This window comes from Nitrospira sp., from assembly GCA_029194535.1.
Classification (GTDB): Bacteria; Nitrospirota; Nitrospiria; order Nitrospirales; family Nitrospiraceae; genus Nitrospira_C.
Genome location: JARFXR010000001.1, coordinates 1,458,619 through 1,479,689 on the forward strand (window position 1 = coordinate 1,458,619; position 21,071 = coordinate 1,479,689).

General features: G+C 57.7%; 21 protein-coding genes. 20 read left to right on the top strand and 1 reads right to left on the bottom strand.

Translation table 11 applies throughout. From position 1 onward, the window contains the following. The first annotated feature begins 5 nt into the window (after positions 1 to 5). Genes rfaE1 through plsY form a run of 7 tightly spaced genes read left to right on the top strand, consistent with a single transcriptional unit; the run spans position 6 to position 6,629 of the window. Positions 6 to 1,019: a D-glycero-beta-D-manno-heptose-7-phosphate kinase gene (gene rfaE1, locus P0111_06620; protein MDF0643687.1), complete on the top strand. Its 1,014-nt coding sequence runs from the start codon at positions 6 to 8 to the stop codon at positions 1,017 to 1,019. Then, complete coding sequence (kdsB, locus tag P0111_06625; protein MDF0643688.1) at positions 1,016 to 1,816, top strand: 3-deoxy-manno-octulosonate cytidylyltransferase; 801 nt, start codon at positions 1,016 to 1,018, stop codon at positions 1,814 to 1,816. The genes rfaE1 and kdsB overlap by 4 nt, the downstream gene beginning before the upstream one ends. Before the next feature lie 40 nt (positions 1,817 to 1,856). Beyond that, positions 1,857 to 3,458 (top strand): CTP synthase, encoded by a 1,602-nt coding sequence (locus P0111_06630; GenBank protein MDF0643689.1) that lies wholly within the window; start codon positions 1,857 to 1,859, stop codon positions 3,456 to 3,458. Positions 3,459 to 3,499: 41 nt separating this feature from the next. Next, positions 3,500 to 4,327: a 3-deoxy-8-phosphooctulonate synthase gene (gene kdsA / locus P0111_06635; GenBank protein ID MDF0643690.1), complete on the top strand. Its 828-nt coding sequence runs from the start codon at positions 3,500 to 3,502 to the stop codon at positions 4,325 to 4,327. Continuing rightward, a complete protein-coding gene (locus P0111_06640) occupies positions 4,300 to 5,328 on the top strand; it encodes a KpsF/GutQ family sugar-phosphate isomerase (GenBank protein ID MDF0643691.1) in 1,029 nt (342 codons plus the stop codon). The genes kdsA and P0111_06640 overlap by 28 nt, the downstream gene beginning before the upstream one ends. Before the next feature lie 49 nt (positions 5,329 to 5,377). Then, on the top strand, positions 5,378 to 5,974 hold the full coding sequence (gene pgsA / locus P0111_06645; protein MDF0643692.1) for a CDP-diacylglycerol--glycerol-3-phosphate 3-phosphatidyltransferase: 597 nt from the start codon (positions 5,378 to 5,380) through the stop codon (positions 5,972 to 5,974). A 43-nt stretch (positions 5,975 to 6,017) separates the two neighbouring features. Further along, positions 6,018 to 6,629, top strand: coding sequence for a glycerol-3-phosphate 1-O-acyltransferase PlsY (plsY, locus tag P0111_06650; GenBank protein ID MDF0643693.1), 612 nt, complete (start codon positions 6,018 to 6,020; stop codon positions 6,627 to 6,629). 1 nt (position 6,630) lies between these two features. Here plsY and P0111_06655 read toward each other — a convergent pair whose 3' ends face one another. Further along, positions 6,631 to 7,635 carry a hypothetical protein gene (locus tag P0111_06655; GenBank protein MDF0643694.1) on the bottom strand — a complete coding sequence of 335 codons (1,005 nt, stop codon included), beginning with the start codon at positions 7,633 to 7,635 and terminating at the stop codon, positions 6,631 to 6,633. 571 nt (positions 7,636 to 8,206) lie between these two features. Here P0111_06655 and P0111_06660 point away from each other — a divergent pair. From P0111_06660 to P0111_06720, 13 genes are all read left to right on the top strand, one after another. Then, on the top strand, positions 8,207 to 8,458 hold the full coding sequence (locus P0111_06660) for a hypothetical protein (GenBank protein ID MDF0643695.1): 252 nt from the start codon (positions 8,207 to 8,209) through the stop codon (positions 8,456 to 8,458). After that, positions 8,455 to 10,308, top strand: a complete 1,854-nt coding sequence (locus P0111_06665; GenBank protein MDF0643696.1) for a glutamate mutase L — start codon at positions 8,455 to 8,457, stop codon at positions 10,306 to 10,308. The genes P0111_06660 and P0111_06665 overlap by 4 nt, the downstream gene beginning before the upstream one ends. Before the next feature lie 72 nt (positions 10,309 to 10,380). Beyond that, a complete protein-coding gene (locus P0111_06670) occupies positions 10,381 to 11,508 on the top strand; it encodes a hypothetical protein (protein MDF0643697.1) in 1,128 nt (375 codons plus the stop codon). A gap of 62 nt (positions 11,509 to 11,570) precedes the next feature. Next, positions 11,571 to 12,830 carry a hypothetical protein gene (locus P0111_06675; protein MDF0643698.1) on the top strand — a complete coding sequence of 420 codons (1,260 nt, stop codon included), beginning with the start codon at positions 11,571 to 11,573 and terminating at the stop codon, positions 12,828 to 12,830. Positions 12,831 to 12,835: 5 nt separating this feature from the next. Continuing rightward, positions 12,836 to 13,477: a hypothetical protein gene (locus P0111_06680; GenBank protein MDF0643699.1), complete on the top strand. Its 642-nt coding sequence runs from the start codon at positions 12,836 to 12,838 to the stop codon at positions 13,475 to 13,477. 125 nt (positions 13,478 to 13,602) lie between these two features. Further along, entirely contained in the window at positions 13,603 to 14,448 is an 846-nt protein-coding gene (locus tag P0111_06685) for a hypothetical protein (GenBank protein MDF0643700.1), read from the top strand. A 15-nt stretch (positions 14,449 to 14,463) separates the two neighbouring features. Next, a complete protein-coding gene (locus P0111_06690) occupies positions 14,464 to 15,216 on the top strand; it encodes a hypothetical protein (protein ID MDF0643701.1) in 753 nt (250 codons plus the stop codon). Positions 15,217 to 15,265: 49 nt separating this feature from the next. Further along, positions 15,266 to 16,507: an AmmeMemoRadiSam system protein B gene (gene amrB / locus P0111_06695; protein ID MDF0643702.1), complete on the top strand. Its 1,242-nt coding sequence runs from the start codon at positions 15,266 to 15,268 to the stop codon at positions 16,505 to 16,507. 897 nt (positions 16,508 to 17,404) lie between these two features. Continuing rightward, positions 17,405 to 18,022: an energy transducer TonB gene (locus P0111_06700; GenBank protein MDF0643703.1), complete on the top strand. Its 618-nt coding sequence runs from the start codon at positions 17,405 to 17,407 to the stop codon at positions 18,020 to 18,022. 78 nt (positions 18,023 to 18,100) lie between these two features. After that, positions 18,101 to 18,547, top strand: coding sequence for a hypothetical protein (locus P0111_06705; protein MDF0643704.1), 447 nt, complete (start codon positions 18,101 to 18,103; stop codon positions 18,545 to 18,547). 289 nt (positions 18,548 to 18,836) lie between these two features. Beyond that, entirely contained in the window at positions 18,837 to 19,139 is a 303-nt protein-coding gene (locus P0111_06710; protein ID MDF0643705.1) for a hypothetical protein, read from the top strand. 437 nt (positions 19,140 to 19,576) lie between these two features. Beyond that, the gene (locus tag P0111_06715) at positions 19,577 to 20,326 is read left to right on the top strand and encodes a zinc transporter ZupT (protein MDF0643706.1); all 750 of its coding nucleotides are present in this window, start codon (positions 19,577 to 19,579) and stop codon (positions 20,324 to 20,326) included. 188 nt (positions 20,327 to 20,514) lie between these two features. Beyond that, positions 20,515 to 20,640: a hypothetical protein gene (locus P0111_06720; protein ID MDF0643707.1), complete on the top strand. Its 126-nt coding sequence runs from the start codon at positions 20,515 to 20,517 to the stop codon at positions 20,638 to 20,640. The last annotated feature ends 431 nt before the right edge of the window (positions 20,641 to 21,071 follow it).

Sequence of the window (21,071 nt, forward strand, 5' to 3'; positions counted from 1 at the left end):
CCTCCATGGTGAAATCTGAAACTTCGAGACGGACGGAGGGGATATCTAACGCCGTCCTTCGTCGTTATATCGAGAGATTCCCTCAGGCGTCGATCCTGGTCATCGGCGATCTGATTCTGGATCATTACATCTGGGGGCGTGTCAGCCGTATTTCTCCGGAGGCGCCGGTGCCGGTGGTGCATGTGGAATCCGAGTCCGTGAGACTCGGCGGAGCCGCCAACGTATTCAATAATATTCTGGCGCTCGGGGGCAAGGCGGACCTGTGCGGCGCGATCGGTCCGGATGAGACGGGCCGGAAGTTGCTGAAGGAATTGAGTGCGAAGCGCTCAAGCCGGGGTGGAGTCGTCATCGATCACGATCGGCCGACCACCAGAAAATCCCGTGTCATTGCGCACAACCAGCAGGTCGTCCGCTATGATTTGGAGCGGCGGGGCGAATTGAAACCGGCGTTGCAGAAGCGCATTCTCCGGTATGTCGAATCCCGTCTGCGCGAGCTGTCCTGCTTGGTGGTGTCCGATTACTGCAAAGGCGTCGTGACCGCGACGTTGATGTCCGAACTGACCAAGCTCGCGGCCCTCCGGCAGATTCCGATCATCGTCGATCCGAAAGTCGAGCACTTCAGTTATTACAAGGGCGTCACGGTGATCACGCCGAACCACCTCGAAGCCACGCAGGCCGCCGGCTTGCACGGCGACGATGATCAGGTCATCCAGGAGGCCGGATCGATCATCCGTCAACGGCTCGGATGCCGGTCCGTTCTGGTGACGCGAGGCGACCGCGGCATGAGCCTGTTCGAAGCCGACGGAGTATCGTGGCACATTCCGACCAGGGCTCGGCAGGTCTATGACGTCACCGGAGCCGGCGATACGGTGGTCGGCACCATGGCGCTTGCGCTGTCGACCGGCGCCTCGATGCGCGAAGCCGCGTTGTTGGCCAATCAGGCTGCCGGTGTCGTCGTCGGCATGGTCGGCACGGCGACGGTCGGCGCGAAGCAATTGACGGAGGCATTGGAGGCATGACCGGCGTGAAGCCTCAAGTCCTGGTCGTCATTCCCGCGCGCTATGGCTCGTCCCGCTTTCCTGGAAAGCCGCTGGTCATGTTGGGACGAAAATCCTTGATTCAGCTCGTCTACGAGCAAGCCGCCTCTTGCCGCTCGGTCAAGGAGGTGCTGGTTGCGACGGACGATGAACGGATCCGAGACGCGGTGGAGCGATTCGGCGGCCGGGCGGTCATGGTCGCTGGCGACTATCGGACCGGCACGGATCGGGTGGCGGCCGTGGCGCGGACCGTGCCGGGTGAATACTTCGTCAATTTGCAGGGAGACGAAATTCCCGCGACTCCGGCGCTTCTCGAAGATTTGATCGAGCCCTTTCTCGGGTGCGATGCGGAGATGGGCACGTTGAAGCGAGCGATGGACACGGAGCATGTGATCGAGAATCCGGCGGTCGTGAAGGTGGTGACGGATTCGCAGGGCTATGCCTTGTATTTCTCCAGGGCGCCGATCCCGCTTGTCCGCGACGGTATCCGCGGGCAAGTCGTGAGCCGGTTGCATTACCTGCATCTCGGTCTATACATCTACCGACGCGAGGCGCTGTTGCGATTTGCCGGGTGGCCGACGAGCCAGCTGGAGGACGCCGAAAAGCTCGAACAGCTGCGCGCTCTTCAACAAGGGATGCGGATTCGCGTGTGGGAGACGTCGCATCTTTCGCTCCGAGTGGATACGCCAGAGGATGCCGTAGGGGTCGCGGATAAGCTGAAGCAGTACGAGTCACAGAAACAGGATTTGCCGGTCGGGAAGACGGTGTCGGCGCGATGAGGGCGTCGCGCGCATCAAGGTCGGACGAACGGGGGTGCCCATGAGCAAATTCATCTTCGTCACCGGCGGTGTCGTCTCCTCTCTCGGCAAGGGGTTGGCTTCGGCGTCGATCGGCAATCTGCTGGAAAGCCGCGGCCTCAAGATCACCTTTTTGAAGCTCGATCCCTACATCAACGTCGATCCGGGAACCATGAACCCCTATCAGCACGGCGAAGTGTTCGTGACCGACGACGGCGCCGAAACCGATCTGGATCTCGGCCACTACGAGCGATACACCTCGCTGACGTTGAATAAGGAGAACAACTACACGACCGGGCGCATCTACAATTCCGTCATCACCAAGGAACGGCGGGGCGACTATCTCGGCGGGACGGTGCAAGTCGTTCCGCACGTCACGGATGAGATCAAGCAGTGCATCATGCGCATCTCGAAGGGCATGGATGTGACGATCGTCGAGATCGGCGGCACGGTCGGAGACATCGAAAGCCTGCCGTTTCTCGAGGCCATTCGCCAGATGCCGTACGACGTCGGCCGAGAAAACGTCCTGTACGTGCATCTCACGCTGGTGCCGTACATCGGAGCGGCCGGAGAGCTGAAGACGAAGCCGACCCAGCATTCGGTCAACAAGCTGCGGGAGATCGGTATCCAGCCCAACATCCTGCTCTGCCGAACCGACCGCTACTTGCCGCCCGAGCTCAAGGGCAAGATTGCGATGTTCTGCAACGTCGAAAAGGATGCGGTGATCACGGCGAAGGACGTCGAGACGATTTACGAAGTGCCGATCGTTTTCCGAAAGGAAGGATTGGACGAATTGATCGTGAAGCAGCTCAAACTGGAAACCGGCCCGCCGAATCTTCGCGAATGGGACGCCATGGTGCAGAAGATCAAGCATCCCAAGCATGAAGTATCCGTTGCGCTCGTCGGGAAGTACGCCGGATTGAAAGAGTGTTACAAGAGCCTGGCCGAAGCGCTGATGCACGGAGGGATCGACCACGAAACCAAAGTCAACATCGACTGGATCGAGTCGGAGGACATTGAGCGGCAAGGAACCGAACGTATCTTGCGTGAAGCGGACGGCATTCTCATTCCGGGCGGATTCGGCTCCCGTGGAATTGAAGGAAAGATCACCACGATCCGCTACGCGCGGGAACGACACATTCCGTTTTTGGGGCTCTGTTTGGGCATGCAGTGCGCCACGATCGAGTTTGCGCGCCATGTTGCCGGACTGGCCGGCGCGAACAGCGCGGAATTCGACGAGCGGGCCACGCATCCGGTGATCCATCTGATGTCGGACCAACAATCGGTCAGCGACAAGGGGGGCACGATGCGGTTGGGCGCCTATCTGTGTAAGCTGAGCGAAGGGACGCTCGCGCAGAAGATGTACGGCGTCGGCGAAGTCACCGAGCGTCATCGCCATCGATACGAGTTCAACAACGCGTATCGTGAACAATTGACGGCCAAGGGGTTGGTGTTGAGCGGGGTCTCGCCGGACGGCCGTCTAGTGGAGATCGTCGAACTGAAGAACCATCCATGGTTTCTTGCCACGCAGTTTCATCCTGAATACAACTCTCGTCCGCACCGGCCCCACCCCCTGTTCAGCGGATTTGTCGGGGCTGCGGTGCGTGGCAAGTTGGGACACTAATTGTCCTTAATCTCAGCCTCAGCCTTAACCTGAGTTGAAGAATGCCGACGCTTGTGGATATAGGTGCTTTCAAGGTTGGGCAGGGACAACGTCCGTTCTTGATCGCCGGACCCTGCGTGATCGAGAACGAGCAACTGGCGTTGGACACGGCGGGGCGCATCGCCGAAATCACCCGGGCCCTCGGGATGCCGTACGTCTTCAAATCCTCGTACGACAAGGCGAATCGAACCTCGATCCATTCCTTCCGGGGACCGGGGCTCAAGAAGGGGCTGGCGGTGCTCGCACAGGTCAAGCGAGAGGTCGGGGTTGCGGTCTTGACCGACGTCCATACCGAGGCGGACGCGACGGAGGCTGGTACGGTCGTCGATGTGCTGCAGATCCCGGCGTTCCTCTGCCGGCAGACGGACCTGCTGGTCGCCGCCGCCAAGACTGGGAAGGTCGTCAACGTCAAGAAGGGTCAGTTCCTCTCTCCTCCGGAAATGGGCAATGCGGTGAAGAAATTGGAAGAATGCGGCAATAACCGAATCGTGCTCACGGAACGAGGCTCATCGTTCGGGTACAACAATCTGGTCGTCGATATGCGGTCCTTTCCCATTCTGCGCAGCTTCGGGTATCCGGTCGTCTTCGATGCCACGCACAGCGTGCAGCTTCCCGGGGGGAGCGGAACCAAGTCAAGCGGCCAACGGGAATTCGTGGAGCCGCTTGCCTGCGCCGCTGCCGGTGCCGGGGTCGACGGGTTCTTCATGGAAGTACATCCGGATCCTGATCAGGCCCTGTCCGATGGGCCGAACATGGTTCCGCTCCATCAATTGAAGACGCTCCTTGAGCGTGTCATGCGGATATGCGACGCAACAAGACCCGCAAAGTGAGCCGTCCTTCGCGACCGTCCGTGTTCGCCAAGCGGTCGGGCGGCAGTCTCCACGAAGGTAAACGTGTGCTCAGAATTGAGGCGCGCGCGGTTGAAGCGTTGGTCGATCGCTTGGACGATCGATTCGTGCGGGCCGTCGATTTGCTGTATGGCTGTAAGGGGAAAGTCGTCGTATCCGGTATGGGGAAGTCCGGCCTCGTGGGCCAGAAGATTGCCGCGACCATGGCCAGCACCGGCACTCCCGCATTCTTTCTTCATCCGGCAGAGGGTCTTCACGGCGACCTGGGCATGGTCGGCCGACATGATGTCCTCGTGGCCATCTCGAACAGCGGAGAGGCGCAAGAACTTCTCCAATTGCTGCCCTACATGGAACGTATGGGTATTCCCGTCGCCGCAATGACGGGCCGGCCGGCTTCGACGTTGGCCAAACACAGCGATTTGGTGTTGGATGTTTCAGTATCCGAAGAGGCTTGTCCGTTGGGCCTGGCGCCGACCGCCAGTACGACGGCCACCTTGGCGCTGGGCGATGCCTTGGCCCTCGCGTTGCTGCAAAAGCGGGGGTTCCAGGAGAAAGATTACGCGCAGTTCCATCCGGGCGGCGCGCTCGGCCGACGTTTGCTCGTTCGCGTCAAAGATCTTATGCACGCTGGCCAGGATGTACCCACAGTGGAGGAGTCCGTCACAGGCACGACGGCCATGCTGGAAATGACGGCCAAGAAGCTTGGGATGACCACGGTGGTCGATCGAACCGGTGCGCTGAGCGGAGTCATCACGGACGGCGATTTGCGGAGATTCATTCAACGAGGCGGAGACTTCCTGAAGGCTACGGCAAGCGAACTGGCTTCCAGAAATCCGAAATCGATCGGGCCGGACAATCTGGCGGCTAAGGCGGTGGAGATGATGGAGCGACATTCGATTACGACCTTGGTCGTGACCGAAGGCGCCAGAAAGATCGTCGGCGTGATTCATTTGCATGATTTGTTGAAGCACGGCATTGTATAGACTGGTTTGTTGATCTTGAAGCGGGCGCCTGCCCTCAGGATGCTGAATTATGAATCGTGTCCTCGAAATGTGGAGAGCCGTCGGCCAAGAATCCCTCAACCTGCCGAACTTCATCACTCTGTTCCGCATCCTGCTGATTCCTGTTTTTGTCCTGCTGTTCATCACTCCGACCGAAGACCGCTCTCTGAGCGCGGCGGTGATCTTTGCGGTCGCGGCAATGACCGATTTGCTGGACGGCTATGTGGCACGCCGTACCGGGCAGGTTACAAGGCTGGGCAAGTTGCTCGACCCCATTGCCGACAAGTTGCTCGTGCTCTCCGCCCTCATCCTGCTCGTCAACGTGGATCGTGTCAGCGCGCTCGTGGCCATTTTGGTCATCGCCCGGGAAGTGACGGTGACGGGCATTCGCGCTATCGCGGCCGGCGAGGGGATGATCATCAGTGCGGAGACCACCGGAAAATACAAGATGGCGCTCCAGGTCGTGGCAATCACGATGCTGATCTTGGAGGGCACCGAGGTTTCAGAATGGGGGAACCTCCATCTGGCCGGGATCGTGACGTTGTATCTCTCGCTTGTGCTGGGATACGTTTCGGGCGGTCGGTATGTCCTGAGTTTCTGGAAACAAGTCGTTGCCAAGGGGCTCTAGCCGTACTCCGGTTTATGTGCATCTCCTTCATCATCCCCGATATATGGCAGAAGAATTCCTCTGTGCGTTGATGACAGCGTTCGGCTACGTGCTGGGCGCCATTCCGTTCGGTGTGGTGGTGTCTCAGACGCTTTCGTTGCCTGATCCCCGCACGGCGGGAAGCAAGAATGTGGGATTCACAAACGTCCTGCGTGTCTCCGGCGCGAAGGCCGGCATTCTCACGCTTCTGGGGGATATGGGAAAAGGTTGGGTGATGGGATGGAGCGCGATGCAGTGGCTGACCGTGGAATCCTACATCATGGTCGTAGCCCTGTCCCCGATTCTCGGTCATCTGGTCTCGCCCTTTCTCAATTTCAAGGGCGGCAAGGGCGTGGCGACGGCCTTGGGGTCGGTGCTGGGTCTGTCACCCTCAATGGGAACCTTGTTGTTGCTGATCTGGCTCGGAGCGGTGGCGATCTGGCGCTATTCCTCCGGCGGTGCGCTGGCTGCGTTCGGCGTGTTTCCGGTGGTGGCAATCGTCAACGAGCAGCGACAAGAGTTTCTCATCTTTGCCATCGTCGTCAGCGCGCTTATCTGGGTCAAGCACAAGGACAATATCATTAGGCTGTGGAGGGGAACCGAAAGCAAGATCGGTGAAAAGAAGGCCACAGCCTAGCTCATGGAGATGAGTCTTTGGTCAAGTAGTGCTTGATCAAGAGGGCGCGACTCTCGTTCGCCTTCGCTGAAGGGTGTCGATCGAGCCGGTGGATGTAGTACTCCCTTCCCATCCTTCCGGTATCCGGGGCAAGCGTCAAATCAATCATGTCAATGCCCATTCCCGCCAGCCGGTCGATGATTTTCTGGTTGGAGAATGTGCCGGAGAACCAGTCCTCGTCCGCCATGATGAACCCGACAAGGAATCGTTGGCCGCGTGCGCGTGACAGGCGATCGAGCTGTTTGATAGTCGCCAAATACAGTTCAATTTCTCCGTCCTGACTCTGTTCATGGATAAATTGGTTTATCTGCCGGTAGAGATTGGAATGACTCAAAATCCGGCTGCCCAGGCTGTTCCAATCCTCGGGCTTCGGACAACTTCCGTCCAGGACCAATCGGTCATCTCCTCCTAGAATATATTTCGGGGACCCCTGCCCGAAGGCTGGAACGCATGCGGACCTTTCGGCATGCCATGGAGCGGTGAGCAGAAAATTGATGTTTCCTGCGACATCTTGGCTCCGTTCGAGGATTCGCAACGCTTGATGAACTCCGTACCCCGACATCTCGTAATTTTTGACGTCGATATGGTTCGCGATGGCATGGAGAAAGTACGGGAGCGTCTCATTGTCGTTTAAACCCTCCCCAAACATGAACGAACAACCGAAAAAGTTCATGTGGAGCTGTGCGGCATGATTGGATTGAGAGGTGACGCGGAAGCGGTCGTCCCCGATGGAATAGATGACATCGTAAATAACCTCGCCTTCCGCGCTCAGCCTCTTGCTCGTGTACCTCCCTGGGAGCGGCAGAAACCCAAGCTCGGACATCGAGTGATACACGTCCCACCGTTTCACCATATCGCTGTCCGGTGAAAAATACGTCGTCCGGTCTTTCCCGAGAGTCACGCGAGGCTGACCGACCATTCCCGTCGTAAATTCCGCCAACGCCAACGAGAGCATGATCGCGCTCATCGAGACAAGCACGTTGGTTAGAGGTGCAACCCGCAGGAGTCACCCCAGGCCGAAGAAAGCAGCGAGACACATGCCTCCGATGCTCCTTGCCATAAAGGAGAGCCATGCCAGAAGCACCGCGAGGATCAATGCAGACAGGGACACAAAGAATAGTCGATCTCTCGTCATCCTGAACGATCCATAGGATCTTGGCGCTCGATGCCCATCCTTCGCTCATGCACAGCAGTTTATCCGAGCCGGCCTGTGCCGACTCGACAGATATGACTTCAAAAAGAGCACAGAGTGAACTTATTCTGCAATTCACCCACCACTCGAAGGCAAAGCGGGCTCACCCACATGCGAAGTCCGGGTTCTCTCCGGTTGGGTGACCTTCGGCTTGAATTGACTCTGTTTCACCCCCTCCATATAATGCCGACTCAGCTTCTGTTTTGGCCAGGTCTGACCTCCACGGATGCGCCCCTTGTCGAGGGAACACTTCGCGAAAACACTCCACGAATTGCGAATCGGGTTGCGGCATGCCTTCGCGACGCAATCCGAGCCTGATCCTCTCTCTGTAGAGGAGAGGGAGTTGATGGAGCGTATAGCCGGTGCGATCGTGAACCGAGGCATGGCGGCTCCGGCCGCAGTATTTCTGGAGTCGATGGGGCCGATGAGTTTTCTCGGCAGTCAGGCCCTGCATGCCTGCTCTCCGCTTCTCGAATTGGCGGTCGACGCAAAGGATCTCGAGCGATTGGCTCGGTTGATGGAGCGCCGAGAAGCCGTGCCTTGTCTAATCGCAGCCATCGAGGCCAAAGCATCCTCCCGGGGAGCAGCGGCTCAATGACCGCGTCTGCTCCTCCCAAGCTCTCCACAGCTGTGCCGTTGAACGTGATCGTCGCGACGGATTGCGGGAGCACGACGACCAAGGCCATCCTCATTGAAAAGATTGGCGAGGAATACCGGCAGACGTATCGCGGGGAAGCGCCGACGACCGTCGAGGCGCCATTCGAGGATGTCACGCGAGGGGTCCTGAATGCGATCGCCGAGATCGAGGAGCTTTCCGGGCGAAAGATTCTGGACGATGACAAGATCATCACGCCCAACCGCGCGAGCCAAGGCGATCCCAAGACGGGCGTCGATATCTACATTTCCACCAGCAGCGCGGGCGGCGGCTTGCAGATGATGGTCACAGGCGTCGTGCAGAGTATGACCGGGGAGAGTGCTCAACGAGCTGCGCTCGGCGCGGGAGCGATTGTCATCGATGTCTTGGCCTCCAACGATGGACGACTGCCGCATGAAAAAATCGAACGAATCCGATCCATGAGACCCGACATGATCCTGATGTCCGGCGGCACGGACGGCGGCGCCGTCACCCACGTCGTCGAAATGGCTGAATACGTGGCTGCCGCCGAGCCGCGTCCTCGATTCGGCGCGACCTACAAGCTACCCTTGATTTTTGCAGGTAACAAGGATGCTCGATCCCAGGTGCAGCGCATTCTCGGAGACAAGGCCGCTTTGGAGATCACCGACAACATCAGACCGGTCTTGGAAAAAGAGAATCTCGCGCCGGCGCGGGACAAAATCCATGACTTGTTTCTGGAGCATGTCATGCAGCAGGCGCCCGGCTACAAGAAGCTCATGGAGATGACGGGCGCTCCGATCATGCCGACTCCCGCGGCGGTCGGCGTCATCATGGAGACGATTGCGAAACGGGAACGGCTCAATCTGATCGGTGTCGACATCGGAGGCGCTACGACGGACGTGTTCTCGGTGTTCCGCGGAATATTTAACCGCACGGTCAGCGCCAATCTTGGGATGTCCTACAGTATTTCGAATGTGCTGGCCGAAGCGGGCTTGTCCAATATTATGCGGTGGGTGCCCTTCACGATCGACGAGCAGACCATCCGCAATCGCATCAAGAACAAGATGATTAGGCCGACGACCATCCCGCAGACGCTCGACGAGTTGCAGATCGAACAGGCGATCGCGCGGGAGGCGCTCAGGCTGGCATTGATCCATCACAAGTCTCTAGCAAGCGGGCTGAAAGGAGTGCAGCAGGAACGGACGATTTCCGACATGTTCGAGCAACAAGCATCTGGGAAGACGCTCATCGACATGTTGCAATTGGATCTGATTGTCGGCAGTGGCGGCATCCTGTCCCACGCTCCCCGTCGCGTGCAATCGATGCTGATGATGGTGGATGCTTACGAACCTCTCGGCTTCACCGCACTGTCGGTGGACAGTATTTTCATGATGCCTCATTTGGGAGTGCTGTCGACCATCGACGAGAAAGCGGCCGTGGACGTCTTTGTCCGGGATTGTATGGTCTACCTCGGCACGTGCATCGCTCCCATCGGCCAAGGAAAGGACGGGGAGTCTTGGATGGACTGTGACATCGCGTTCTCCGACGGCAGCATCATCGAATCTCATCTGAAATTCGGAGATCTTCAGGTGTTTCCGTTGGAATCCGGCGCCACGGCGAAAATCACCGCGCGTCCGGCCAAGCAGGCCGATCTCGGTGCCGGTCCGGGAGTCACGATCACTCGTGAGGTGCGGGGCGGTGTCGTCGGTCTCATGCTGGATGGGCGAGGTCGGCCTGTGATGCTTCCGGGCGAGCGGACTGCGCGCGCGGCGGCGTTGACGAAATGGTTCAACGCGGTCAATCTTTACCCAGTGCTGGATGCTGAGGGATGAGTGCCGAGACGGGCATTCGGACACGGCTTGGCACGCAGCGCGTAGCACTCAGCACGCAGGACTATTTGTAGTATGGCGCACAGCTATACGCCCGGACTGACCGTTACCGACCGCACGATGGTTCATCGCCGTCGACTGTTGCCCTTGGCCGGCGAGGTGTTGGTCAACATCGGCGATAAGGTCCGATCCGACCAACCCGTGGCCCGCGTGCGGCTGCCCGGGAAAGTGTATCCGGTCAATCTCGCAAATCAACTCAGTGTGGCTCCAGGCGAGATTAAAGAGTATCTCGTCAAACGCGAAGGGGATGCCATTCAAAAGGACGAGATCCTGGCCGAGAACAAGCCGATCATCAAATGGTTTAAGACGGAGATCCGGTCGCCCGTGGGGGGAACGATCGAATCGGTGTCGAGCGTGACGGGGCAAGTCCTGCTGCGCGAGCCTCCGCGTGTCCTGGATCTACTCGCCTATGTGGACGGGATCGTCGCGGAGATCATCCTCCATCAGGGCGTCGTAGTCGAGGCCGATTGTGCGCTGGTGCAAGGCATCTTCGGTATCGGGGGCGAGACCTGGGGCGACATTGTCGTGGCGGTCGGATCTCGCGACGAGCCGTTACTCCCGGCACATGTGAGTCCTGCCATGAAGGGAAAGGTCGTCGTCGGCGGGTCGTTTCTCTCCACGGACACAATGGCGAAGGCGAAAGCGACGGGAGTGGCCGGCTTGGTTGTCGGCGGTATTCATGATAAGGACCTACGCGAACTGCTTGGTTATGATCTGGGCGTTGCCATCACCGGTACGGAGCAAGTCGGATTTACGTTGATTCTCACGGAGGGATTCGGCGCGATTCCCATGGCCGCCAAGACCTTCGGCCTGTTGTCCGCTCATGCGGGACAGAGAGCGTCGATTTCAGGGGCGACGCAGATTCGGGCCGGTGTGATTAGACCGGAAATCGTGGTGCCCTACAGGGAACCGGCGTCAACAGGTGCCGGTCGGGACCGACAGCAGGAGGGCGTTAGGCTCGGAGACTCGGTCCGTATCATCCGGGACCCGTTCTTCGGCCGGATCAGCGAGGTGTCGGCGTTGCCGCATGATTTGAAGAAGATTCCCACGGAGAGCGAGGTTCGGGTACTCGAAGTGAGGTTTTCCGACGGCACGCGAGCGGTGGTTCCTCGCTCGAACATTGAAGTGATCGAAGGAGGCTAAGGCGAGTAGGGTTAGAGGGGTAAGGGGTAGCGGGGTGAAGACAAGGAGTAGGGGAGACAAGCGTGAAGACTGAATGCGCTTGGTCGCTGATTCTGAAAACCTTCGCAGTCGCGTGGTTGCTGAGCTTGTGGCCTGTGTTCGCGGTGGCGCAGGAGCCGCTTCCTCCGCCGCAAGGTCTTCAAGTGTTCGATACCCCCAACGATGCCGGGAAGAGTCTGACCGTTCTGTGGGCTCCCGGGCTGGCGGATGATCCCCAGACCCGCTATCAGGTGCTCGCGGGTGAGGGAGGGTTGTCCGACGCTTCGATGCTCAAGGTCATTGCTGAATTCCCGGCCGACAGCCATTTTGTACGAGAGACGAAAGCTCCTTGGTGGACCAGACGCGCAGAGGCTTCGTGGCATCAATTCGTGATCAAGAGCGGCAAGAATCTCGAGATCAAGGACGGGCATGTCTATGCCGTCACAGTGGTCGCGGTCCGCGGTGATCAGCGAGCGGCAGGGTCGATCCTGCAGGCGAGTTCGACTCCTGATTGGTTTAACTGGAATCAGGCGAACAATCTACTGGTCGCGCTGGGGTTCGGGGGTCTTGTCTTTTACACGATCAGTCACGCAAAACGAAAAGACATTTTTCTCCGCCGTATTGCCGGTCTCGATGCCGTGGACGAAGCGATCGGACGGTCGACGGAGTTGGGGAAGCCCATTCTCTATCTGACCGGTGCCCATGACATGAGCGATCCTTCGACGATCGCCGCGGCGGTCATTCTCGGTCGCGTCGCCAAGAAGACCGCTGCCTATGAAACGGAATTGATGGTGCCGCACCGAGACCCCATTACGATGGCGGTCTGTCAAGAAATTACCAAGCAGGCGTATTTGGAGGCGGGAAAGCCGGACTTGTTCAAGGATGACTCCAACTTCTTCATCACATCCGACCAATTCAGCTATACGGCAGCGGTCGATGGGATCATGCTGCGTAAGAAGCCGGCCGCGAATTTCTTCATGGGATCCTTTTTCGCCGAATCCCTCCTGCTGACTGAGACCGGCGCGAGCACGGGGGCGATCCAGATTGCCGGCACTGATTCCGATCATCAGTTGCCCTTCTTTGTCACCACCTGCGACTACACGCTGATCGGCGAGGAACTCTATGCCGCCAGCGCCTACCTCTCGAAAGAGCCGATCCAGATCGGCACGTTGCGAGGGCAGGATATCGGAAAGGCGGTGATTCTGTCCGCCATCGCCATCGGAACCGTGGTGGCGACAATCGGGGTCGTGACGGGCGCTCAATGGCCCCATCTGATCATCGACGTCCTCAGGGATCTCAAATGATTTTCATGCGACGACAGCTGCCGTTGCTGATCACTATGATCGCAGGATTGACGTTTGCGGCGCAGTACTACATCCCGCATCCGCAATCCGAGCAGATGCTGACGTCCGTGACAAAGTGGCTGCAGATCATCGGAGGATTTGCACTCATACTGGGTGTCTCCAGTCTGTTTCAGCAGCATGCCGTCAAGATTCGCCGGAAGGAATCAGGGTGGGGCTACAGTCTCGTCTTGTACGCAGGCATTGTCGGTACGATTGTCGCCGGGTTGCTCGCCAATGGAAAAGAAAGCGTCGACGGCTCGATGACCGCATTCGGATGGGTGTACTCCTTCATGATGGTGCCCTTACAAGGCACGATGTTTGCCATTTTGGCTTTTTTCATTGCGTCCGCCGCATACAGGTCGTTCAGGGCGCGCAGTCGTGAGGCGGCGGTGCTGCTGATCGCCGCCGTGATCGTGATGATGGGTCGAGTTCCATTGGGTGAGTACATGCTTCCAATCAGCGGAGATGTGTCGCAATGGATTCTGAACGTGTTGAATGCCTCCGTTCGACGGGCCATCTTGATAGGAGTCAGTCTCGGAGCCGTCGCCTTGTCCTTCAAGATCATATTCGGAGTCGAACGATCGTATTTAGGAGGGGGGAAAGAATAACGTGAACGACCGTCTCGTGTTTCGAGTTTCAGGTTTCGGGTTCGTCCGTATCAGAGACTCAAAACCCGCAACCTGAAATTCATGTACTTCACGAAATACGCTTCACGCCTCACGTGGAACGGTTTATGAGCTTCTCTGAACGCATGCTGAAAATCGACCGGCGGATCATTTTTGTGGTGATCGGCCTCTGCACGCTGTTGCCGTTGCTCTATCCCGTCGGTCTGCCCATCAAGATCTCACCTGAAGTGCGGAGCGTGTACGACTACATGGAGTCGCTGCCTCCCCATTCGGTGTTCCTGCTCTCAATTGATTTTGATCCGGCATCGAAGCCAGAGTTGCATCCGCAGGCGGTCGCCCTCCTCCGCCATGCATTTCGAAAGGATCTGCGGGTGGTCGCCATGACCTTGTGGGTGAGCGGCACCGGCATGGCCGAGCAGCTCGTCACCCAGATGGCGCAAGAGGCTGGGAAGGAGAACGGGAAGGACTATGTGTTTCTCGGATGGAGTCCCGGCGGATCCGCAGTCATCATCAATATGGGACAAGATCTGTACACGGCGTTTCCCAGCGACTATGGAGGTCGTGCCACGAAGGGGCTGCCGGTGTTGGATGGCGTGTACAGTCTAAAGGATGTGACTTATGCCGTCAGTCTCGGGGCGGGCGTGCCGGGTGTGGAAGCCTGGTATGTCTTCGGGAAGGACAAGTACAAGTTTGAACTGGCCGGGGGCTGCACAGGTGTCATGGCACCGGGATTGTATCCGTTGCTCAGGAGCGGCCAAATCAATGGATTGATCGGAGGACTGCGAGGCGCGGCAGAATACGAAAGCCTGATCGGCCAGAAGGGACGAGCGGTCGCCGGGATGGACGCCCAGTCCGCAACCCATCTCGCGATCATTGTGCTGGTGGTGATCTGCAATCTGTTCTACTTTTCGCTCAGAAGGCAGGCCAAACTTCAAAGCCAGAGATCATCGTAAGGAGTCGGGATTACCATGGATGCCGGAGTTCTAGGGGCGTGGATGGCGACAGGCTTAACCCTGTTCATTTTCTCGTTTCTCTACAAAGATAATCCCCTCTTCAAGCTTGCCGAGCACCTGTACGTCGGAGTATCCGTCGGCTATGCGATCGTGAAGACTTTTGACTCGGTGATCCTGCATCTCATTGTAAAGCCCATATTCGAACAAGGTGAGTTCTCATTGTTGATTCCGGTGGCGATCGGGTTGCTGATGCTGACCCGGTACGTCCCGAACGCCGCCTGGATGTCCCGTTACGCGTTTGCCTTCATTGTCGGAGTGGGGTCGGGGCTTGCGATTCCTCGGACGATTTCCTCGTTCATTCTCAAGCAGATCGAAGACACCGTGCGCCCGCTGCTCTCGTTGGCCGGTCAAGACGGCGTCGCTTTTTCGGTGAATCTCCTCAATCCGGCGAGTAATCTGAATACCATCATCATTTTGATCGGCGTGAGCTCCGTGTTGTTTTATTTTTTCTTCTCCATTGAGCACCAGGGGCCCGGGAAGGTCGTGGCCCGGACCGGTGTGTTCTTTCTGATGACCGCCTTCGGCGCCGCATTCGGCTACACTGTCATGGCCCGAATGTCGTTGCTGATCGGTCGCCTGACGGACATGATCGAATTTTCGGATGCGTCCTACGGCCGTCCGACCCTCTGGTTGACGGTTCTCACCATTGCTGCTCTGGCCCTGCTGACGCGTCGGCGGGAGAATGAACCCTCCACCTCGGACCGGTGACCTTCGCGGTTGCAGCTTCTTCCGCCTCTCCATTACAATTGAGGTCGTCATGACGGCAGGCACTCCCAAAGATCCCGCACAGTATCCTGTGCTCCGAAACCTCCAGTTCTCTCCGATCAAGGAGGGGGACGATCAGTTTGTGGTACTGTGGGACCCAAGCGGGTTGAGCAAAGACAAGTTGGTGCTGCCGTTGAGTTATTTCTTTATTATCCAGCATTTTGACGGTGAACATTCCCTCCAGGAAATCGGCGGCTTGTACTTGAAGCGGTTCGGTGAGTTCCTTCTGCCGAATAAAGTCGAGCAGCTGGTTGCAGACTTGGAGTCAAAACTGTTTCTCGAGGGTCCGCGCACTGATCAAGCCAGAGCGGAGGCGCTTCAGGCATATCGACAAGGGCCCTTGCGCCATGCGCAGTTCGCCGGAAGAAGTTATGAGGCCGATGGCGCCAAGCTGCGAAAACAAATCGATGGATTCTTTACTTCGAAAGAAGGGCCGGACTTCAAACCTTCTCCAAACTCAGGAAAGCCGATCCGAGGACTGGTTGTGCCGACCTACGACTTGAAACAAGCGGGTCCGGTCTATGCCTGGGCCTATAAAGAACTACAGGAAGCGCAACAACCGGACGTTTGCGTGATCGTCGGCACCGCCAACGCGGGACTTGAGAATATCTTTGCCGTCACGGACAAAGACTTTGAAACGCCGCTCGGCGTCGTGCGGGCGGACAAAGCCATATTGGGTCGGCTTCAAGCGATCGTGCCGGAGTTTTTTGCCGAAGACATCGCGCATGACTCGGAACATGCCATCGAGTTCCAATTGCCGTTTCTTCAAACCAATACCGGCACCACGAGGCCGGTGACCATCGTGCCGATTCTCTCCTCATTTTCCGCGATGAGCCTCGGCAACCCATCTGTGCGAGGAACAGTCGATCGTTTTCTGGCGGCGTTGCGAGACGCGATCGTGTCGTCGGGGAAAACCGCTTGCGTGATTGCGGCGGGAGAGTTAGCCCATCTCGGCATGCGCTACGGCGACAGCGCGCCGCCCACCGACTTTTCGTTTCACCGGTCGATGCAGCACGATCTCGAAATGCTGAAGCCGGTGGAAGAACTCAAGCCGGAAGAGTTCGCCGCCTACATCGTGAAGGAAAACGACCAGCGCCGCATTTCCGGGTTCTCGCCCATCTATTGCCTGCTTCGGCTCATCCAAGCCGACAAGGGGCAGGTGCTCCGCTACGACCGCGGCATTACCGATCAATACAACTCCACAGTCACCTACGCCAGCATGAGCTTCCACTAGAGCCCCATCGCAAGAGGTTCTGGTCCGATTGCCGGTATCTGGAGATCGGTCGGTCGTGGAATCCCACGAGCTTCCCTCTCGGAGGCTTCCTCCAGAGAGGAGGCAGCCTATGGGAGATTCACTATCGTATGTGAGCGGTTAAACGGGGATTTGGGCGTTTCTAAAACAATGCTTCGACCAATGGTGAGGTATCGGCGCGCTGATTCGTCTTTACTTAGAGTAGTCGCGCAGGAGGGTGGTTGTGTGTCCTGGCCTCTGGAGTTTGCAGACAGAGCGCTTGCCTGACTATTGAGAGATTCTGTGAGGTCGCTGGCTCGCTTCACTGCCTGGCTCGCTTGGCCCTTTCGCGGCGCCTGCAGTGAGCAGCGGAAATTCTGAGGGTGGTCTGAATACGGTGATACCGCGATTGGTTACCGCAAGCCTGACCCAAGCTTCCTCCGGTAGGACGCTCCGCCTTGGTGATGATTCCTGTTGCAAGAGCATTTCATCATGAGGGCTGGTTGTCGGTGAGGATCATAGAAGATTGCCACCCCTGGATCCTCGGAACTGTGAATGATGACGACCATCGAATTTGCCAGGCTGACACGTAGCGGCGAAACGCATCACGCTCATAGCTGGTCGGCATCCCTAATTTTTCATGTACTGGGCGTCTGGTGCACGCTTGTACTGGTCGCGGAATTCGAAAAGCCTAATCGCCCCATTCCATTTGCGTGGGACGTTGTCATGGTAGCGGCTCCACCGAAAGTAGAGCCGGCTCCTAAATCGCCAACGCCTCCGCCTCTCACGCCGCCAGCCCGTCCTCGTATCACGCCTCAGGTACAACGAACCAGTGACCAGCGTCCATCGGCCCAGACACAGACGGTGGAGACAGTTCAGCAGACTGTCCAAGATATTGCCATGCCCGTTGAACAGGTAACGGCCACGCCGGTTGAGACTGCGATCCACCGCCCCCAGGTACAGAGCGTCGAAAGTCCGATGGCTGTGGTGCAGGCGGCAAGGACCACGACGGTTGTTGAGACCAGTCAGAGGGGGTCTGAAGTCGTGACGGAAACTGCGCCGGTGACCGAAAACGCGTTAATGGAGGAGACCGCACCAGCGACGGAACAAGTGGCCGTCGCGCATCAGCCTGCCGTGATGCCGCGCGAGTCTGCTACACAATCGGATTCCCCAGTGGTAGAAGAAAAGACTGTGCAGCACCGTGTTGTGCAATATCGGAAAGTCCAGGCGGATTACGGGTGGCTTCGAGACACTCTCTGGAATCGGATTCAGGAATTAAAGCGCTATCCGGCGCTGGCAAGGAGCAATCACTGGGAAGGGAAGGTTGTCGTTGCGGCGGTCATCCGTGAGGATGGAACTGTCGTCGGACTGCGTATCGCCGAAAGTTCAGGCCGGCCCATTCTCGACCAGGAAGCGCTTTCGGTTATGAGACAGGCATCACCGCTGACACTCAAGCATCCCTTAGGGAAGCCGCAGGTCACGATTCTTATTCCCATCAGTTATCGATTGGATGGATAGCGGTGGCTGCCTGGGTCGTTCCTGCGAACGGCAGTGATCGGGGTTGCACCATATAGAGAATTGCAAAGGAGAAGACTCATGAGCCGCACGAAGATTGTCTGCACTGTTGCAGTGCTATCAGGGGTACTGAGCGGGCTCCCGGTCGACGGATCCGCCATTGCGCAGATCAAGAGCGACAAAGTGTTCTACGCCGTCGCGACCGATGCCAAGGGTGTGGAAACCGATGTCAAGAACGTCATTTTCTATTATGAGGAAAAGATCAGCGAAACTGCGTTCGTACCGCACGAAATGCGAGAAGTGCCGGTCAAACGTGGCACCGCAACCGTCAAGATCAAGTTTGACAACATCAAGCACATCGATCTTAAACCTTCGGGGAATAGTACGCCTCCCCACGTGACTATCACATTGGCGGACGGAAAGATCGGCGAATTCATTCTGGCTATGGCCGGAAGTTTCAGAGGTCAATCCGATTTCGGTGAGGTCGAGCTTCCTGCGGCGGAGATCAGGAAGCTGACGTTCAAGTAACGTTGGACTCCGTCCCACCCATGACTCAGTCCTCAGTCAACGCTCTACGTCCGGGGAGCAGAAGACGGGATTGGGAGATCTGTAAGCCGGAAGCGCTGGCTGGGCAAGAACACCACCAGGGCACCATGCCCGGCATCGGCATCAATCTGAGCGGATGCATGCAATCCAAAGGGCATTCCTATGTCGAGGATTCTGGGCCGCGGCATCCCAATCCCGACGATGCGAAACCTCACGAGGGGAGTCCGCTGCCGGAATTGCCACGATCGAGGCTGGCAGGCAGTGATTGACGATGGGAAACCCCACCAGAACGAAGCAGATTCCTTGGAAAAATGTCGTATCCCGTATCGCTGCGGCGGCCTTCGGCGGATACACCCTGACCTATACCTTCACGGCGTGCTTGACTCTCCTCCTGCCCCTCTCTAAAACTGAGGCTGTGCTGACAGCGGCGATGTTTTCCTTCGTGCTCTACACCGGCGCTATTGTCTGGGCGTTTGCGGCTTCAACGCCACGGCGTGCCTGGGTCGGTCTCCTGTCTCCCGCATTCGGCTGCGGAGTCATTGTGTTCCCGCTGTTCCCAGCCGTCGTCCGCTGAAGTGACTTGCCGCCTACACATGCACGAAACTACGGCTTCATGAAAGATGGGTTGTGCAGTCGGCTGATCGATCCCCTGCTTGGTCACCGCGCAGGGCAGGGAAGGAGCATCCGTGCACGATATTCGTAGCAACCGCTCTTCCGACGCCGTCGAGTGCGATCGAGCAAAAAGGGCCTGCTTGTGCGCCAGGTCACAACATCGAGCCGGAATGCCATCACGGGAAGTGGTTCGCCCTGTCTGATGGTCGCCGCTCCGGTGAAGGCATGCTGGTGTGTAATCCGGCCGGTGGAATGGGTCGGTTCTCGGTATAATGGCTGTGACCGTATGCCGTCGCCTCGTAGCGCGTGAGGACTAGCCGCGGTTCTGGTGCCTGCATGATTCTATTCGCATCACGGTCGGAATATCGACGACTCGGTCTCTAATCAAGGAGCATGAGAATGGATCTCATAGGGCTCGGTGCAATCGCCGGTGTCATCCCGGTCTATCTAGGAATTTTCGTGGCGTTGTTTTTGGGGCGAGTGCTGCCTCGGTCGTGGGAAGGGTTGCTCATCGGGGTGGCTACCGGCGTGTTGGCCTATCTTTTTTTCGACCTCATGCACGAAGCGATTGAACTGACAGGCGCCCGTGATGCAGTCTCATGGATGGTTTTTCTGGGGAGCCTCGGAGTCAGTCTGGTCGGCTTGGTCTCGTTAGAGTCCAGCCAAATATTCGGGGGAAAAACCGGGAATCGCATGCTCTCCCTTCCTTACATGATTGCGCTGGGCATGGGCTTCCACAATCTTGGAGAGGGATTGGCGATCGGGGCGAGCTACGCGAATGGTGAATGGGTGCTGAGCGCGCTGCTCGTGGCAGGGTTTGCACTCCATAACGGGACAGAGGGGTTCGGAATTGTGGGTGCCGCGGGCAAAGCACCGATGACCGGGAAAGATATATTCGTGCTCGGGCTCCTGGCTGGGGCTCCAACGTGCTTGGGAGCGCTCTTAAGCGGGCAGGGGCTCTCGTCGTACTTCACAATTTCATTCTATGCGATGGCCGCTGGTTCGCTTTTCTATGTCATTCTCTCGCTGACCGCCATCTCTTATACGGTCACGCGCCGACTACAGGTTGCCTCAGGCGTTTTTCTGGGCATCAGCCTCATGTACATCACCGCGATGGTTCTCACGCTGGTCGGCGGAATTCGCACTTAAGATCAGGTTAGTCACTGAAGAAAATAGGGTTGACAAGGGCATGTGTTAAATGATATTGAGAATACATATCAATACCAACAATGACGTGAGCCTTTGCAAATACAGACTTTCATGACCTGTCAACTGGAAGCACCAAAGGGTGCAAGCAGCGCTTGTTTTTCGAAGCGAGTGCAGGAAGGCTGCTCAGGATGACCGCTGCAACACAGCGGGAGGCGATCCTAGATGCTCGTGTGTTGAGCATCCCGACTCGTCTGTCTGGTTCCGGTCCTTGCAGGAAGGTGCCGGCCGGTCTGGTCGACGTGCTCAAGGAATAGCGGCTAGCCCACCCGGTTTTTAGCCGGTGGCTAAAAGAGGAGGTCGAGAATGCCGCGGCTGCTCCGCTGCCGACCACCAACTCGGCGGCACTCAGGTAGCTGCAGAGCATCACCCGTTAGACGGAACGATGAGCTAATCCTCCTGCACCATTGCAATCGGTTTAGTCATGAACCGAAGGAAAAGGATGAAATCGAGCTGTGTAAAGTGCGGCGGGCTCTTGGTGCTCGAAGTAGTGTTGGATTTCTACCGAATGACCGAATGGAGATGTGTGAACTGCGGGTGGAATCGGCGTGATCTTCATTGGTCGCCAGCAGTCGAGAGGCGTGCGATTGGGAGAGGTGCGTACAAGTGAACGGCTTGAGTAAAGGAGAATATCAATGAGGCTCAATGAAGCAAGCATGTTGGATTTTCGCGTGCCGGCCCTGGTAGG

Coding starts and splice junctions, on each gene's coding strand:
- kdsA (MDF0643690.1), top strand. CDS start 3,500: ATGCCGACGCTTGTGGATATAGGTGCTTTCAAGGTTGGGCAGGGACAA.
- amrB (MDF0643702.1), top strand. CDS start 15,266: ATGACGGCAGGCACTCCCAAAGATCCCGCACAGTATCCTGTGCTCCGA.
- plsY (MDF0643693.1), top strand. CDS start 6,018: ATGGCAGAAGAATTCCTCTGTGCGTTGATGACAGCGTTCGGCTACGTG.
- kdsB (MDF0643688.1), top strand. CDS start 1,016: ATGACCGGCGTGAAGCCTCAAGTCCTGGTCGTCATTCCCGCGCGCTAT.
- P0111_06670 (MDF0643697.1), top strand. CDS start 10,381: ATGGCGCACAGCTATACGCCCGGACTGACCGTTACCGACCGCACGATG.
- P0111_06700 (MDF0643703.1), top strand. CDS start 17,405: ATGCCCGTTGAACAGGTAACGGCCACGCCGGTTGAGACTGCGATCCAC.
- P0111_06660 (MDF0643695.1), top strand. CDS start 8,207: ATGGAGCGTATAGCCGGTGCGATCGTGAACCGAGGCATGGCGGCTCCG.
- P0111_06720 (MDF0643707.1), top strand. CDS start 20,515: ATGACCGCTGCAACACAGCGGGAGGCGATCCTAGATGCTCGTGTGTTG.
- rfaE1 (MDF0643687.1), top strand. CDS start 6: ATGGTGAAATCTGAAACTTCGAGACGGACGGAGGGGATATCTAACGCC.
- pgsA (MDF0643692.1), top strand. CDS start 5,378: ATGAATCGTGTCCTCGAAATGTGGAGAGCCGTCGGCCAAGAATCCCTC.
- P0111_06685 (MDF0643700.1), top strand. CDS start 13,603: ATGAGCTTCTCTGAACGCATGCTGAAAATCGACCGGCGGATCATTTTT.
- P0111_06705 (MDF0643704.1), top strand. CDS start 18,101: ATGAGCCGCACGAAGATTGTCTGCACTGTTGCAGTGCTATCAGGGGTA.
- P0111_06655 (MDF0643694.1), bottom strand. CDS start 7,635: ATGAGCGCGATCATGCTCTCGTTGGCGTTGGCGGAATTTACGACGGGA.
- P0111_06710 (MDF0643705.1), top strand. CDS start 18,837: ATGGGAAACCCCACCAGAACGAAGCAGATTCCTTGGAAAAATGTCGTA.
- P0111_06665 (MDF0643696.1), top strand. CDS start 8,455: ATGACCGCGTCTGCTCCTCCCAAGCTCTCCACAGCTGTGCCGTTGAAC.
- P0111_06715 (MDF0643706.1), top strand. CDS start 19,577: ATGGATCTCATAGGGCTCGGTGCAATCGCCGGTGTCATCCCGGTCTAT.
- P0111_06630 (MDF0643689.1), top strand. CDS start 1,857: ATGAGCAAATTCATCTTCGTCACCGGCGGTGTCGTCTCCTCTCTCGGC.
- P0111_06690 (MDF0643701.1), top strand. CDS start 14,464: ATGGATGCCGGAGTTCTAGGGGCGTGGATGGCGACAGGCTTAACCCTG.
- P0111_06680 (MDF0643699.1), top strand. CDS start 12,836: ATGCGACGACAGCTGCCGTTGCTGATCACTATGATCGCAGGATTGACG.
- P0111_06640 (MDF0643691.1), top strand. CDS start 4,300: ATGCGACGCAACAAGACCCGCAAAGTGAGCCGTCCTTCGCGACCGTCC.